The 17,461-nt window shown below is 68.8% G+C and carries 3 protein-coding genes; all 3 read left to right on the top strand.

Going from position 1 to position 17,461, the window contains the following annotated elements; genetic code table 11:
- Window positions 1-137 precede the first annotated feature (137 nt).
- The 3 genes from OX459_RS25470 to OX459_RS25460 all read left to right on the top strand — a co-directional run bounded on the left by OX459_RS25470 (window position 138) and on the right by OX459_RS25460 (window position 17,457).
- Window positions 138-13,835 (top strand): filamentous haemagglutinin family protein, encoded by a 13,698-nt coding sequence (locus OX459_RS25470; RefSeq protein ID WP_289907043.1) that lies wholly within the window; start codon window positions 138-140, stop codon window positions 13,833-13,835.
- Between the two features lie 146 nt (window positions 13,836-13,981).
- A complete protein-coding gene (locus tag OX459_RS25465) occupies window positions 13,982-15,619 on the top strand; it encodes a ShlB/FhaC/HecB family hemolysin secretion/activation protein (protein WP_289907042.1) in 1,638 nt (545 codons plus the stop codon).
- 56 nt (window positions 15,620-15,675) lie between these two features.
- Complete coding sequence (locus OX459_RS25460; protein WP_289907041.1) at window positions 15,676-17,457, top strand: MotA/TolQ/ExbB proton channel family protein; 1,782 nt, start codon at window positions 15,676-15,678, stop codon at window positions 17,455-17,457.
- The last annotated feature ends 4 nt before the right edge of the window (window positions 17,458-17,461 follow it).

Genomic DNA, 17,461 nt, shown 5'->3' with positions numbered 1-17,461 from the left:
CCTTTTGCAGTCCCGGACCTTGTTCCCTGTCAATGCTGCTGGAAGCCGCGAATCAGTGCCTGCCGCCCGCCCCCGTGCGTGCCGCGCGCCGCCTCGCGATATCGGTCAGCAACGGAACATGAAAAGGGAATGTCGCCATGCAGCGAAGCAAGTCGGTCACGAAACACGCATCCTCCTCCGCCATGGCGGGCAACCGGACCGGGCGCCCCGTGCGCCTGAAACCGCTGGCGCTGGCCATCGCCGTGCTGCTGCAGGCAGGCGGCGCGCAGGCGCAGCAGCCGTTCAGCGGCGCCTGGTTTGCCGGCAAGGGCGCGCAGCAGGGCACGGCGGCCAGCACGGGACGCTTGCCGAATGGCCAGGCCATCCTCGGGACGGACAATAAGCAGGCGCAGCAGCAAAAAGCCAATGCCCAGCTGCAAAGTTCGCTGAACAATCTGCAACTGGCGGCGCGCGCCATCGCCGTGCAGCAGGCAGCCCAGCAGGCGGCGCGCCAGACGGCCATTGCCGCCGGCTCGAAGGTGCCGGAAGGCCTGGCCGAAGGCGGCTTGAAAGTCGACAGCAACAGCCTGACGGCGGGCTGGTTCAATGCGAATGGCCCCACGCAGGCGCAGGCCGACGGCAAGACCGTCGTGACCGTCAAGCAGACGGCCGACAAGGCGATCCTGAACTGGGAAACGTTTAATATCGGCCAGAACACCACCCTGCAATTTGACCAGTTGGCGAACTGGTCCGTACTCAACCGCGTCAACGATCCGCTGGCCCGTCCCAGCCAGGTTCGCGGCCAGATCAAGGCCGACGGCACGGTCATGCTGGTCAACCGCAACGGCATCGTGTTTACGGGCAGCAGCCAGGTCGACACGCGCAGCCTGGTGGCCGCCGCCGTGGGCATGAGCGACAGTCAATTCAAGAAGGGCATCTACAGCGAAACGCAGGGCGCGGGCTTCAAGCCCACGCTGGCCAATGACCTGGCGCTCAACGGCAGCGCGGTCACGCACGCCAACGCCACGGCCGACGTGGTGGTGCAGGCTGGCGCGCAGATCAGCACGCGCAAGCCGCAGACGGTGACGGAAGGCGGCGGCTACGTGCTGCTGGCCGGGCGCGAAGTGCATAACGGCGGCAGCCTGTCGGCGCCGAACGGGCAAGTCACGCTGGCCGCCGGCGACAGCTTCGTCATCCGCAAGGGGCTGGGGACGGATGCCAACCAGACTTCTAGCACCCGTGGCAACGAGGTCGACGTCAAGTTCAACGCGCAAAGCGGCGCCGGCAAGGTGACGAATGCGGGTCTGGTGCAGGCGCTGACCGGCGACGTCACCCTGACTGGCCGTGACGTGAAGCAGGCCGGCGTGTTGCTCAGCAGCACCAGCGTGACGACGCGCGGCACCGTGCACCTGAAGGCCGACGGCAGCGAAGGCCTGGTCACGCTGGCTCCTGACAGCCTCACCACGGTGCTGCTCGACGACAGCGGCGCCACCGCGCTGGACGTGCAGCGCGACGCGCTCATCAAGGATTCGGCGCTGCTCAGCGACGGCGCCTACAACCGCCGCGACCTGTCGCTGATCCAGATTGCCTCCGGCGGCGATATCGCCTTCGACAGCGGCTCGCTGACCCTGGCCACCGGCGGCCAGGTCAATGCGCTGGCCACGCGCCGCACGCAAGTGGCGCGCGGCGCCGCCATCGACGTTTCCGGCGCCGTCGGCGTGAACGTGGCGATGGCTTCGAACAATGTGCTGATCAATGCGCAGGGCAACGAGCAGCGCGACGCGCCGGGCAACCGCGACAGCAAGGCCCTCAACAGCACCGACCTGTGGGTCGACCGGCGCGACCTGGTACGGGTCGCGGCCGGCACCAACGGCTATCCGACCGACCGCTGGTACACGGGTGGCGGCTTGCTCGAAGTGAGCGGTTACCTGAACACCAGCGGCCACGGCATCGGCGAATGGGCGGCGCAGGGCGGCACGGTGGCCTTCCAGGGCGGCGAACTGGTGACCCAGGCCGGCTCTAAGCTCAACGTGTCCGGCGGCACTTTCGACGTCCAGACGGGCATGATTCGCCAGAGCTGGCTCAGCGGCAAGGATGGCCAGCTGTACCGGCTGTCGACGGCGCCCGGCGACGTGCTGTATACGGGCGTCTACCAAGGCTACGCCGCGCACCACCAGCGCTGGGGCGCGGAAACGACGGAAAATTTCGCCAATCCCCTGATCGGCGCCCAGCAACGGCTGGAAAACGGCTATACCGTGGGCCGCGATGCGGGCCGCGTGGTGGTGGGAACCACATCGGCCGTACTCGAAGGCGCGATCGAATCGAGCGTATTCCAGGGCGAGCGCCAGCAGGATGCGCGCGACGCCTCCCTCGACAGCTACCGCCAGTCGCAGCTGGCCGCCGCCCGCAGCGGCCAGCTGGTGCTGGGCCAGCTGGCGCCTGTGTACGACGCCGCCAGCGCGCAGCTGCGCGACAATCCCGCGGCGCTGCTGAAGGCCATCCACATCGGTGCCGGCGGCGCCAGCGCCGGCGATCTCCTGCGCGAAGATGCGCTGCCCGAGAATCTGGTCGGCAAGACCTACCTGGACGCCGGCTGGCTCAACGCACAACACCTGGGCGGCATCAAGGCCTACGCCGGCAGCGCCATCGAGGTCGACGCGGCGGTGCAGGTCACGCCGGGCGGAGAAATCGCGCTGCATGCGCCCCAGGTCAAGGTCAACGCCGGGCTGACGGCGCGCGGCGGCAGCATTGCGCTGGGCGACATCGTCAGCAAGCCGACCACCGGCACCACCGCCTGGCTCGATACGCCGGTCGCCACGCCGGCGGCCGGAGCGAAGGCGGGCATCGAGGTGACGGCCGGCGTGACGCTCGACACGCGCGGCCTGTGGAGCCAGCTCAAGCTGGATCCGGCCAACACGTCCGGCTTGCCCTATGTCAACGGCGGCGCGGTGGCGCTGGTCAGCAGCGGCACCGTCAACCTGGCGGCCGGCAGCGTGATCGACACGTCCTCGGGCGCGGCCGTGCTGGCCGACGGCAAACTGAAGGGCGGACGCGGCGGCGACATCAGCTTGCGCTCGAATCAGAACGATCCCAACGGCGTCAAGTCGGAGACGCTGGTGCTCGATGGCGAATTGCGTGGCTACGGCGTCAACGGCGGCGGCACGCTGACCATCGACAGCGGCACCGGCGTGGCGCTGGGCGGCGGCGTGCTGGCTGGCAATGGTGTGTTGCTTGCAGGCCAGTCCGTCCCCGTGCACCTGACCTTGGCGGAAGCCTTCACCATCAAGGCCGGCACCGTGCTCGATGCCGACTTCAGCTACGTGAGTACGCTGGTCCCTGCCGGCCAGCCCTTGCTGGACTTGCCGGATTTCAGCGCGGCGCGCCCCTACACCCTGCCGGTCGCCTGGGTGGTGCCGCCCGCCTCGATCAGCTATGAATTCATCTTCATCACCGACAGCAAAGGCATCGTCTACACCAGCGGCATGACCGTGCCGGCCGGCGTCACGCTCACGGGCGTGCGCGGCAAGCTCGGTTCCGGCTACCTGGTGCCGGCCAACGCCTTCCCGAACGGCATGCCGGTGCCCGCTTTCAACGCCAGGGTGGCCGCCGGTACCGCGTTCGTGGCTGACGTGACCTTGCAGGCGGGCGAGCGCTTGCTGGCCGGCAACCGTGCGCCGAAGGACCTGGTGGTCAAGCCGCTGCTGGTGCTGGACAATGACCTGTTCCAGCGCGGCTTCGTGCACTACAACATCAACGGTCAGCAGGGCGTGCAGGTGGCGCAGGGCGCCACCATCGACGTCACCATGCCATTGCTGCGCGCCGACCTGGCGTTGGCGGCGCAATTGCCGACCGGCACCGATTCCGCCGCCGTCCTGCAACCGTGGCTGGCCCCGCTATGGCAGGAAAATGCCATGAAAGGCGTGCTCAAGCAACGCGCCGGCGCCGATATCGCGCTGTCGGGCGGCACCCGCAACGCCAAGGCGCCGCTGGTGGTGGGCCAGGGCGCCACGCTGCGCGTGGATGACGGCAAGAGCATCAGCCTGACCGGCAATGGCCAGATCACCGTGGAAGGCACATTGAGCGCGGCCGGCGGCCGCATTTCCGTGTTGCCGGGCATGCTGGTCACCGGTGGCGAGATCAACCGTCCAGACGGCAGCGCCAATGCCCAGTCGATCTGGATCGGCGAGCGCGCGGTACTCGACGTGGCCGGACGCGCGGCCACCTTCACCGATGCCCAGGGCGGCGTGTATGGCCATGTGGGCGCCGGCGGCACCATCGAGATCGGCGCCAGGCATAACCTCGACGCCACCCAGGTCGAGGCGGCCGACGCCTTTGTCATCGTGCGCCCCGGCGCACGCCTGGAAGCATCCGGCGCCGCCGCCTTGCTCGACCTGCCCGGTCAGGGCAGCGTGCAGGTGGCCAGCGACGGCGGCAGCATCGCGCTGAGCTCCTTCCGCGGCTTGTTGCTCGACGGCACCATGCATGCGGCAGCGGGCGGGACAGGCGCGGCCGGCGGCACGCTGGCGCTCAACCTCGAAGCGCCGAACTACGGCATCGTCGGCAAGCTCGACTTGAAGGGCCTGGGCGTGGAAGACGCGGTGCGCGTGCCGCGCGAGCTGGTGCTGTCGCGCCTGCAGGGCGAAAGCAGCCTGGCCGCCGACTTGCAGGTGGGCGACAGCGATCCGGCGCTGCGCTACGGCGTGGCCCGCCTCGGTGCGGACCGCGTGGCCGCCGGCGGCTTCGACCACCTGGCCTTGCTGTCGAACGGCTTGATCAGCTTTGATGGCAACCTCGACCTGTCGCTGGGGCAGAGCCTGCGCCTGACGTCCAGCGCATTGGCCCTGGCCGGGGATGCCGGCGGCGCCAGCGCGCAAGTCAAGCTGGCGGCGCCCTACATCCGCCTGGCCGGCACCAGCCGCACCCAGAGCGACGACCACCTGATGCCCAATCCGGTGCGCGGCTCCGGCAACGGCGGCGTCGGCAGCGGCAAACTGGGCGTGCCCAACGTGGACGACCACGCCAGCCTGACGCTGAATGCCGCGATGATCGACCTCGCCAATGCCGTTAATGTCGGCAGCAACGGCGTGATCGGACAAAACGCCGCCGCCGACCTGGAAGTCAAGCGCGATGCCTTTGGCGAGCTGGCGCTGCGTTCGAGCGGCGACATCCGCATGCGCACGGCGGCCGCGCTGTACACGCCCGGCAACCTGACCCTGGCGGGCGCGCAAATCTATCCGGTGAGCGGCGCCACCGGCAAGGTGGAGGTGGGCAAACGTAACGTGATCAATGAATTCGGGCAATTGGCGACCGAGTTCGATCCGGCCCGCAAGCTGACCATCGAGCGCAGCGGCGACCCTGCCGCGCCGTTGCCGGCCCTGCCCTACTCGGTGTTCGGCTCGCTTGAACTGAGTGCCGGCACGGTGAACCAGGGTGGCGTGGTGCGCGCGCCGCTGGGCAAAATCACGCTGGGTCAGAATACGAATGGCGCGGTGACCGGCTACACCAATCTGCTGCCTGGCAGCGTGACGTCGGTCAGCGCCAACGGCCTGGTGATGCCGTACGGCGGCTCGCTCGATGGCCTGAGCTACATGATGGACGGCGTCGACGTCGCCTACAAGGGCGTGGGCAATGACCCGGCCGTCGTGCTCACCGGCAAACACGTCGACGTGCGCGCCGGCGCTGTGCTCGACCTGTCAGGCGGCGGCACCCTGACCGGCGCGGCCTTCCTGGCCGGCCGCGGCGGCTCGACGGACGCCCGCCTCAACCCGCTGGTGCAGACGTCCGGCAAAGGCAGCTTCGTGCTGCCGGGCCTGGCTACCAATCCCGTCTACGCCATCGTTCCGGGCGCGCAGCCGGGCTATGCGCCCATCGTGGCCGAGAATGGCGCCGGCGATCCGGCGCTGGGCCGCCAGATCACCATCGGCGCCGGCGTGCCCGGCCTGGCCGCCGGCACCTATACCTTGCTGCCGTCGAGCTTTGCGCTGCTGCCCGGCGCGTTCCGGGTGGAGCTGAACGGCCTGGCTGCCGGCGGCTTGCCCGTCGGGTCGGCCACGGCCATGCGCAACGGCTCGTTTGCTACCGCCGTGCAGCTGGGCACCAGCAATACCGACCGGCGCGCGGCGCTGCCATCGCAGGCGGTATTGACGCCGGCCGACGTGCTGCGCAGCTATTCGCAATACAATGAAACGAGCTACGGCGCATTCGCGCTGGCGCAGGCGGTGCGCGACGGCGTGCCGCGGCCGCTGCTCGAACGCGACGCCAAGGCGCTGCACATCGAACTGGTGCAGTCCAATGCGGGTGCTGGCGGCACGGGCGTGATGCAAGATGCGCTGCGCTTTGCGGGCACGACCAACTACACGCCAGGCAAGGACGGTTTCGGCGGCAGCGCGCTGCTGCTGGGCGGCTCCGGCAAGAACTACGAAATCATCGGCGGCGCCAGCGCGCCCACCGTCGACTTCAAGGGCATGGCGGTGCGGGTCGACGCCCTGAACGCCATCGGCGCCCCGCGCCTGGGCATCGGCGCTTTGCCTACCGTCAACTACAGCAGCACCAACGGCAACCAGCAAGCCAATATCGCCCAGTTCCAGGGCGGCGTCGATAACATCGTGGTGCGCGACGGCGCCGTGCTCAAGGCTGGCGAAGTATTCCTGGTGACCAATAGCAAGGCTGGCGGCATCGTCATCGAGCAGGGGGGCGGCATCAATACCCTGGGCCGTGGCGCCGCCGCCTGGGATTCCAGCAACGGCTATGTGTATGCGCCGGGCAAGTCCAGCGTGCTGGCCGTGTCGAATGGCCGGCTGGACATGCTGGCGCCCGGCGTGAGCACCGATCCGCGATCCGGACCGGGCCGCATCGACATCGGCGCCTGCGCGGCGGGCGCCGTGTGCAGCGGCAGCACGCCGCTGTATTCGGAAGGCAGCATCGTCGCCGCCACCGACCAGAGCTTCAACCTGCGCGACGCCACCACCTATGGCACCCGCAACCTGGTGCTGGCCGTGGGCGGCATCAATGTGGGCAGCGCGGCGTCGCTGGCCGCCATGGCCGCGCGCGACGCGTTGCCGGCCGGACTGACCCTGAACCAGGGCATCCTCGACCGCCTGCTGCGCGGCGACGCCAGCGCGGGCGCGCCGGCGCTGGAAAGCCTGGCGCTGACGGCGCGCGACGCCATCAATTTCTATGACAGCGTCGAATTGTCGACCATCAATGCGAGCACGGGAAAATCGTCGCTGGAGCGGCTGGTGATCGGCACCCCCGCGATCTACGGCGCCGGCGGCAGCGACGCCGTGGCGCGCATCAAGACCGATGTGCTGGTATGGAACGGCGCCACGACGGCGCCGGGCCTGGTCGCCAGCGGCGGCGCCGGCGGCGGCAGCGGACGCCTGCAGGTCGACGCCCGCCAGGTCGAGTTTGGCTATGGCCCGAACAGCCGGCCCGACACCATTCACGGCATGGACCGCCTGATCCTCGGCTTTGCCGATGTCGCCATCAATGCCAGCGAGCGCATCACCGCTAACCACACGGGCTCGCTGTCGGTGTACCAGTCGCAAAGCGGCTGGGATGCGGACAGCAAGGGCTATCTGCGCAGCGGCGGCAACCTGGCGCTGAACACGGCGCTGCTCACGGGCGCCGCCGGTTCCGTCAACAAGATCAAGGCGGGCGGCGACATCCACGTCGCCAGGCCGTCCGGCGCGGCCGCCACCGTCCCGGGCGCGGCCGCGCTGGCCGGCGCACTGGGCGCCGAAGTGGCGCTGGACGGGCGCAGCGTGACGCTCGACACGGCCGTGCTGTTGCCAAGCGGAAAGCTCAGTGTGTCCGCTGAGCAAGACGTGGTGCTGGGCGACGGCGCCCGGCTCGACCTGGCCGGGCGCAAGATCGATTTCAACGGCGTGCCCAAGTACAGCTGGGGCGGCGACGTGGTGCTCGACAGCCGCCACGGCGACGTGCGCCAGGCGGCCGCTTCCACCATCGATTTCTCGGCCGTCTCCAACCGCGCCGGCAAGCTCACCGCTACCGCGCTGGACGCGCAGGCGGGCAGCGTGGCGTTGCTGGGCAGCATCACCGGCGGCAGCAGCGGCCACTACGACGCGGGCGGCACCGACGTGCCGTTCGCGGCGGGCGGCCTGGACGTGCGCGGCCAGCATATCGAGGATTTCAAGGGCTTGAACCAGCGCCTGAGCAAGGGCGGCGTGTTCGGCAGCCGCAGCTTCCAGCTCAAGCAGGGCGACCTGGTGCTGGAGAATGAATTGAAGGCGCGCGAAATCACGGTGTCGGTGGATGGCGGCCGTCTGGCCGTCAACGGCACCGTCGACGCCAGCGGCGAGCAGGTGGGCAGCATCCGCCTGGCCGCGCGCGACGGCGTCAGCGTGGCCGGCAGTGCGCTGCTCGACGCCCACGGCAGCGTGCTGCGGGTCGACAGCTACGGCCAGGTGATCGAGGCGCCCAACCGCGCCGTGATCGACATCGATGCCGGCAGCGGCCGCCTGGTGCTCGATACCGGCGCGCGCATGGACTTGCGTGCCGGCACGGCCGGCAAGCCCGAGCGCATCGCCTCGCTGGGCACGCTGGAACTGAGCGCCCGGCGCCTCGGCGGCGCCACCGGCAACGACGTCGCCATCGATGCGGCCGGTCCGCTGGCCATCGACGGCGCCCGCGCCATCACGGTCAACGGTTTCTGGTCGTACACGGACGCCCGTCCGGGCACGGAAACGACGGCCGACGGCCGCCCTTACCAGATCATCGACCAGGCTTACCTGGACCGCAAGCACGACGATAGCGTCGATTTCATGAAGGGCGCCCTGGCCAACGACGGGCTGATGAACGGCCGCCTGTCCGGCCTGCGCAACTACAAGGACGCCTTCCACCTGCGTCCGGGCGTGGCCATCCTCAGCGCCACGCCGGACGGCGACCTGCATGTCGATGGCGACATCAACCTGTCGGGCCACCGCTACGCCAGCGTCAATCCGCACACGCAGAAGACCGGCGTGGCCGGCTCCGGCGAAGCGGGCGCGCTGGTGCTGCGCGCCGGCGGCAACCTGAACGTCTTCGGCAGCATCAATGACGGCTTCGATGGCAAGGCCTTGCCGGTCACGCCGGACGACAAGGGCTGGATGCTGGCCAAGGGCCGGGTGCCGTTCGGCGCCGACGTCATCGTGCCGCATGGCGAGCTGGTCACGCTGGCCGACGACACCTTCTTCCAGTCCGGCCGCACCCTGAACTACGACCTGCCGATGAAACCGATGAGTTTGCGGGCGGGCACGGCGCTGCCGTCGCAAGCGACCTTGACGGCCGACGTGGAATTGCCGGCCGGCACGGTGCTGGGTGGCGCCGTGCGCAATGCCGCCGGCGCCGTCGTGTATGCGGCCGGCACCGTGCTGGCGAAGGCGGTCACGCTGGGCAGCGGCACGCGGCTCGACGCCGGCACCCGCTTGCCTGTGGGAATGTCCGTGGCGGCCATGACCTGGCCCGGCGGCGTGCCGCTGCCGTACCCGGTGGGCGCCGTCAGGGACACGCCGAGCCCCGACTACGACGGTGACGGCTTCCCCGATACGCCCGCCAATGGCGTGGCGCTGGCCGGCGAACTGAAGCTGCGCAAGGGCGCGCTGGTGCCGAGCGAAACCTGGGTGCGGCTGCCTGGCGGCGCCGATTCGGTGGCCCTGCGTCCGGCCGACGCCGACGGCAACCAGGGCCGCAACTGGGCGCTGGCGCCGATGCTGGCCAGCGGTTCGCAGTCGTGGTCGATGCGCCTGGTGGCCGGTGCCGATTTGCAGGCGGCCGATAGCCGCGCGCTGCGCCCCATGGGCGACAACCGCAGTCTGCTGCTGGCCGACCACCACTACGGCGCGGTCCTGGGACTCAGCTTGCCGAAGGTGGCGGCGCCGCCGATCGACGGCGTGGCGGGCAATTTTTACTGGATGGGCGACTCGGAACTGTATGCCGGCTATCCCGCCGGTACGCAGGTCAATCTCGCCGAATTTGAGAGCGTGGAAGCTCTGCTGGCGTACAACCAGTGGAACGTGGGCGACCTGGTGACGTGGCTGCCCGAAGGCGCCAGTTTCCCGATGGTAGCGCTGCCTGCGCGGCAACAGCTGTTCAGCGTGCTGCGTACCGGCACGGGCGACCTCGACCTGCTGGCCGGCGGCAACTTCAGCCAGAATTCGCCGTACGGCGTGTACACGGCCGGTACCCAGGCGGCCAATGTGGCGGCGGCTTACCGGCTGCCGCGCGCGGCTGATCGCAAGGGTTCCATCCTCGGCCCCGATGGCGACGCCTTCAAGCCCTACGTCGACGGTGGCGCGCAAAGCCTGTACCAGGCTTGGTATCCCGAGCATGGCGGCAATGTGCTGGTGCGCGCCCAGGGTGACGTCACCGGCGACCTGGTGGGTGGCGGCTACAGCACGGAGCGTCGCCCCGACGACGTGGGCTATTTGCGTCCGCAGCAGGACAGCAGCGCCGTCGGCACCTGGCTGTGGCGCCAGGGCACCGGCAGCGCGGTCGCCCAGGGCGATGGCGTGCCCACCGCCTGGTGGATCAACTTTGGCAGTTATGTCGCTGGCGGTCTCGGCACGAACTACCTGTACGAGACCCAGCCCGTGATGACCGGCTTTACCGGCATCGGCACCCTGGGCGGCGGCAATCTTGTACTCGATGCGGGCAGGGCCGCCGGCATGCTGTCGCCGCGCACCGATCGGGGCGCCAAATTCGTCACGCGCAGCCAGGGCCTGAACCTGGCGGTGGCCAGCACCGGCCGGGTATCGGCCGACGGTTCCGCGCTTACTCTGACCGGTGGTGGCGACCTCGACGTGCGCATTGGCGGCGGCCTCAATCCGGTGGCCGAAGTGCGTTCGTTTGCCGACACGACCGACGAGATCACGCCGGATACCCGTTTTTCCGGCACGCGTGGCGACCTCAATAGCACCTTCGTCAACCTGCGCGGCGCCTTGCGCATGGAGGCGGGATCGGTGGGCGGCATCGAGCTGCGCTTCGACATGGGCGACAGCCAGGAGTCGCGCGCCCATCAGGTCTACACGGCCACCTCGTCCATCGCGGGCGGCGGGCCGGTGGTGGTGCCGGGCGACTCCGGCGTGCGCATCGATGCGCGCGGCGACCTGGTGCTGGGCGGCGTGGGCGACGCCGGCCGCGTCACCCAGATCAACAACGGCACGCCGTTCACCGCGAAGGGCGTGGCGCAGGACGGCGAGGGCTACAGCTGGTTCTCGCTGTGGACGCCGTCGACCGCCATCGACCTGTTCAGCGCGGGCGGCAACCTGACGCCATCCACGGCCTGGAGCGACGACCGCGCCAGCGGCAATCAGGCTTCCAGCGGCGGGCGTTTCGTGATGCCGTCGCAATTGCGCGCGGTGGCCGCCAGCGGCAGCCTGTATGTCGGCAACTCCGCCCAAGGGGCGAGGGATATGGACACCAGCACCAATGCGCCGGCGCGGCCGGCCACCGGCCTGCTGCTGGCGCCATCGCCGGTCGATGCGCATTTCACCCGCCGCACGCCGGGGCAGCTGGAATTGCTGGCCGCCGATTCGATCTACGCGGGCGCCTATACGGTGACGGCGTCGGGCGCCGATCCGACCGCGCTGCCGAGCCCGTTCAATCCCGGTTTCGCGGGCGTTTCCGGCACCACCGCGTATGGCGACATGTACACGCATAACGTCAATCAGGAGGCACAGGCGCCCAGCGTGCTGTTCGCGTCGCGCGAAGCGGGCGCTTCACCGCAGCGTTATCCGCTGTTCACGCTGACGCCGCCCACCGCCTCGGGCTACGCGGTGCAAGACCAGCTGCCGGCGCGCTACTACGCGCTGGCGGGCGACATCGTCGGCTTGCGCACCGGTTCCATCATCACGCGCGGCGGCGGCAAGTCGGCCAGCCACAGCACCTGGTACGAGGGCGCCGGTCCCGTCGATATCCGGGCCGGACGCGATATCGTCAACTCCGGCACGGCGCTGGGGCTGGTCGAAGCGACGCCACAGGGACTGCTGGGCTGGACTTCGGAGATCGCGTACGCCAACCCGTCGCTGCCGCTGCGGCCGACGGAAAACTTTGTCGGTTCGGCGCGCGGCAATCTGATACTGCACAACAATCCTGACGAGGTATCGGTCGTGCGTGCCGGCCGCGACATCCGCTATAGCACGTTCTACGTGGGCGGTCCGGGCACGCTGGAAGTGACGGCCGGGCGCGATATCGACATGGCCGACAAGGCCGAGCTGAAGAGTATCGGGGCGGTGACGCATATCACGCCTGGCGACCGCAGCAGCGGCGCCAGCATCGCGGTGGCGGCCGGGGTCGGGGCGTACGGTCCCAACTATGACGCCTTTGCCGCGCGCTATCTCGACGCTGCCAACCTGATCGACCCAGGCAAGCCGCTGGCCGACCAGCCCGGCAAGGCGGTGGCCGTGTATGGCGGCCGCCTGGGACTGGCCGACTGGTTGCGCGCGGAATTCGGCTACAGCGGTGACGCGGCGGGCGCGCCCGCCTTCCTGGCGGCGCGCCAAGGCGAGCTCGACAAGTCTCTCCAGGCCAGCAGCGGCGCCAGGCGCGACCTGCAGCGCGAATACGGCCTGTCGAGCCAGCTGCATCTGGTCAACTGGCTGGAAACCCGCTACGGCGCCGGCCAGCGCAACAGCGCCGGGCTGACCTTCGATGCCGGCAGCATGGACGCGCGCAAGTTTTTCGCGGCCTTGCCGGCCGAGCAGCAGCGCGTCTTCCTGCGCAACGTCTATTTCGCCGAACTCAAGGCTGGCGGGCGCGAGTACACGGCTGCCGGCGGCGTGCGCGAAGGCAGCTACCTGCGCGGCCGCGAAGCCATCGCCACGCTGTTCCCGAGCAAGGATGCGCAGGGCAAGCCCGTGACCTATGCGGGTGACCTGACCATGTTCAGCGGCGCCACCTACTATCTGGACGGCACCTCAGGCGGCAGCACCAAGCGGCCGCGCAAGGGCGTCAATTACCTGACGCGCCAGCAATATGTGCTGGGGGGCGACATCCACGCCCCCGTGTTCGACCTGGCCGATGCCGGCATCCACACCGATTTCGGCGGCAACATCGACATCCTGACCCCGGGCGGGCGCACCCTGGTGGGCGTCGATGGCGGCTTCGTGCCGGGCGAAGGCTCGGGCGTGCTGACGCAGGGCGCCGGTGAAATCCAGATCTACGCCCGGGACAGCATCCTGCTGGGCCAGAGCCGCATCTTCACCACCTTCGGCGGCAACATCCTGGCCTGGTCGGCGCAGGGCGATATCAATGCGGGCCGCGGCTCCAAGTCCACCGTGGTGTTTGCGCCGCAGCGCCGGGTCTACGACGACATCGGCATGGTGACCTTGTCGCCGACCACGCCGAACACGGGCGCCGGCATCGCCACCCTGAACCCGATCCCGGAGGTGCCGTCCGGCGACATCGACCTGATCGCCCCGCTGGGTAGCATCGACGCGGGCGAGGCGGGCATCCGCGTCTCGGGCAACGTCAACCTGGCGGCCTTGCAGGTGGTCAACGCGGAAAACATCCAGGTGCAGGGCAAGGCCACGGGCATGCCGGCCATCGCCGCCGTGAACGTGGGTGCGCTCAGCAATGCCAGCGCGGCCGCCTCGCAAGCCGTGACGGCGGCGCAGGACGTGCTGCAGCGCGAACGGGCGGCCACGCGCCAGGCGCAGCCGTCGCTGTTCACGGTGAAGGTGCTGGGCTTTGGCAACGAGCAGGCGGACGAAGCCGGTGTCGGCAAGCACACGGGCGGCGAACCGCAGGCGTCCAGCTACCAGCCGGCCGGTGTGGTGCAGGTGCTGGGGGCGGGGCCGTTGACGGCGCCGCAGCTGCAGGCGCTCACGCCGAACGAGCGGCGCGGTTTGCAGCCTTGAGCGGAGTTTTATGAACATTTGATGACATTCGGCAGTCGCCGCGCGCGGCGGCTGTCTAGGCATCAGTAGATCAGCATTAGCAACAAAAATACGCCGGCCCAGCGCCGCAACACAGGGCAACCGTTTGATTTTAAGGTGAATGGAAGATGCGTGAAATGACAACCAAGGGCAGGGGCGTGCCGCCAGCGGCGCCTGCAACCGCCTTGACGATGCTGTGCCTGGCCATGCTGGCGCTGCCCGGCATGGCGCGCGCGCAGGACGCGGTCCCGGCGGCCGCTCCTGTGGCCGCGCCGGAACGGCAGGTGACGATCGAGGAATACCTGGTGCGCGGCAATACCGTGCTCGATGCGCGTGCCATCGAAGAGGCGGTCACGCCCTTCCTGGGGCCGGGCCGAACCCTGAAGGACGTGGAAGGGGCGCGCGACGCCCTCGTTGCGGCATATCAAGCCCGCGGCTACCAGTCCGTCTACGTGGACTTGCCGGAGCAGCAGGTGGAGCAGGGCGTGGTGGTGCTGCAGGTGAGCGAAACGAAGGTGGGACGCTTGCGCGTCGTCGGCGCGCAATACAACTCGCCGCTCGACGTGCGCCAGCAAGTACCGGCTTTGACGGAAGGCAAGGTGCCCGACTTTACGCAGGCGCAAGTGGAGCTGACGGCCCTGAACCGCGGTCCGAAGCGCCAGGTGATGCCGCTGGTCAAGCAGGGCAGCCTGCCCGGCACCATGGACGTGGACTTGAAAGTCGAGGACAGCAGCCCGTGGCGCGCCAGCATCGGCTTGAACAACGATTACAGCGCCGATACCAAGAAGTTGCGCAGCAGCATGTCGGTCGGTCACGACAATCTGTGGCAGATGGGACATAGCGCCACCATCAGCTTTTTCGGCACGCCGGGCGACCTGAACCAGACCAAGGTGTGGTCCGCCTCGTACGTGGCGCCGATCGGCACGCAGGGCTGGAGCGTGGAAGCGACCGGCTACCAGTCGAACAGCAACGTCGCCAGCACGGGCGGCACCAGCGTGCTGGGCAAGGGCCACGCGCTGGGCATGAAAGTCAACTACACGGTGCCCAACAGCGGCATCTGGTGGCACAGCTTTTCTGCCGGCATCGATTTCAAGGATAACCAGGAAGCCTTGAAGCTCAATGGCACGGGCAGCAATATTCCGCTCAAGTACGTGCCCCTGAGCGTGTCGTATAACGGCTTTGCGCAGACGGATGCGGCGACGTATGGCCTGGGCCTGTCGCTGGTGGCCGGCACGCGCGCCGCGTTCGGCTACGGCAGCGACAGCGCCGCCTACGACAACAAGCGCTACAAGGCTTCGCCCAGCTTCCTCGTGCTGAAGGGCGACGCCAACGCCACCTACACCCTGGGCAGCGGCGCGCAGCTGCACGGGCGCATGTCGGGCCAGCTGGCCGACGCGGCGCTCGTGTCGGGCGAGCAGATGGCCGCCGGCGGCGCCAATTCCGTGCGCGGCTACCTGTCGGCCGAAGCGACGGGCGACTACGGCATTTCCGGCACCGTCGAATGGCGCACGCCCCAGCTGACGTATTTCAGCCGCCTGGAAAACTGGCGCCTGTTTGCCTTTGCCGATGGCGCGCGCCTGCGCCTGCGCGATCCGATGATCGAGCAGAAAGACCTGTTCGGCCTGGCCTCCGTGGGCGTGGGCAGCAGCTTCCAGTTCCTGCGCTACCTGAATGGCCGCATCGATTTCGCTTACCCGCTGCGCGATGGCCCGCGCACGCACAAACACGTGCGCCGCATCAATTTCAACCTGTCGGCCAGCTACTGACGGGCCAGCTCACCAGCACTGCACTTTTTTAGACTTTTCTTCGGAGAATCACTGTCATGCAACGTTTTCTTTTCCTGCTCACGATCCTGGGCACGCTCGTTCCCGGCCTGGCGCATGCCTGGTGGCAGCCCGACTGGGCTTACCGCAAACCCGTCACCGTCGACGCCGGCCCGAAGGCGGGCGCCGTGGGCGGCGATCCCGGCCGCATTCCCGTGCTGCTGCGCTTGCATTCTGGTAACTTCAACTTCGAAGGCGTCAGCGACAACGGCGCCGACCTGCGCTTCGTGGCGGGCGACGACAAGACGGTGCTGAACCACCAGATCGAACAGTTCAACCCGCTCCTGGGCATCGCCCTGATCTGGGTCGACGTACCGGCCCTGACGGCCGGCACGCCGCAGCAGCTGTGGATGTACTACGGCAATCCGAAGGCGCCCGCTTCCGGCAACGGCCACCGCACCTTCGACCCCGATTACAGCCTCGTGTACCACTTCACCGAGCCTGGCGTGCCTTCGCGCGACAGCACCGCCTACGGCAACCATGCCCAGACAGCCGTGCCGGCACTGGACGGTTCCGTCATCGGCGCCGGCGCCCGCCTGGGTACGGCGCCGCTGATGCTGCCTGCCTCGCCTTCGCTGGCGCTGGCCGCCGGCGCGCCCTTCACCTTTTCCGCCTGGGTGCGTCCCGATAACCTGGGCCCGCAGCAAGTGCTGTATGCGCGCCGCGATGGCGCCAACGAATTGCTGATCGGCGTCGACCAGGGCGTGCCTTTCGTGCAGGTGAATGGCCAGCGCAGCAAGCCCGGCCAACCGATCCAGGCCGCGCAATGGTCGCACCTGGCTGTGAAAGCCGATAAAGCCAACGTGGCCCTGTACGTGGGCGGCCGTCCAGCCGTGTCGCTGGCCACCGCGCTGCCAGCCTTCACCAGCGCCGCGTCGGTGGGCGCCGATGCAGCGCCGGTCGCTTCCGGCACCGCCACCCTGAACAACTTCACGGGCGCCATCGACGAGCTGCGCCTGTCGCGCACGGCCCGTCCCGACGCCCTGCTGCTGGCCGACGCCGTCTCGCAAGGTTCCGAATCGCGCCTTGCCGTGTTTGGCGCCGACGAACAGCAGGCCGGCAAGAGCCATTTCGGCTTCATCATCGCCGCCATGCCGCTCGACGCGTGGATCGTCGTCGGCGTGCTGGGCCTGATGATGGTCTTGTCGTGGATCATCATGATCGGCAAGGGCCGCAGCTATGGCGCCATCTCGCGCGCGAATGCGCAATTCATGCAGTCGTTCCACGAAGCGGCCGGCGCGCCGCTGGACCACCTGGCGCGCAACGGCAAGCTGAGCACTTCCGTGAAGACGGATTCCTCGCTGTGGCGCCTGTATGACGTGGCCATCGACGAGATGCGCCGCCGCCACGACCGCGGCTACGACTTGAACGCCGTGTCGAACGCGACGATCGGCGCCATCCGCGCCGCCATGGATGGCGTGATGGTGCGCGAAAGCGAGCGCATGTCGAAACGCATGATCTGGCTCTCGACCACCATCGAAGGCGCGCCGTACGTCGGCCTGTTCGGCACCGTGATCGGCATCATGCTGGTGTTCGTCGTGGCGGCCATGGCCGGCGCCGTGGACATCAACTCGGTGGCGCCGGGCATGGCGGCAGCGCTGTTGTGTACGGCTGCAGGCCTGGGCGTGGCGATTCCCGCCCTGTTCGGCTACAACTGGTTGTCGTCGCGTTCGGACGCCATCGTCGCCGATATGGCCGTCTTCGTCGACGAATTCGCCACGCGCCTGGCTGAAGAGCAGGGCGACGGACGCCAGATGCGTCCCGTGCTGCAACAGGCGTGAGGGG

The sequence above is a fragment of the Janthinobacterium sp. SUN026 genome (genome assembly GCF_030397625.1).
Classification (GTDB): Bacteria; Pseudomonadota; Gammaproteobacteria; order Burkholderiales; family Burkholderiaceae_D; genus Janthinobacterium; species Janthinobacterium kumbetense.
This window is presented reverse-complemented; position numbering and strand designations above follow the sequence as displayed.

What these genes read in the sequence shown, in the direction of transcription:
- OX459_RS25460 (WP_289907041.1), top strand. Translation starts at nt 15,676, where the DNA reads ATGCAACGTTTTCTTTTCCTGCTCACGATCCTGGGCACGCTCGTTCCC.
- OX459_RS25465 (WP_289907042.1), top strand. Translation starts at nt 13,982, where the DNA reads ATGCGTGAAATGACAACCAAGGGCAGGGGCGTGCCGCCAGCGGCGCCT.
- OX459_RS25470 (WP_289907043.1), top strand. Translation starts at nt 138, where the DNA reads ATGCAGCGAAGCAAGTCGGTCACGAAACACGCATCCTCCTCCGCCATG.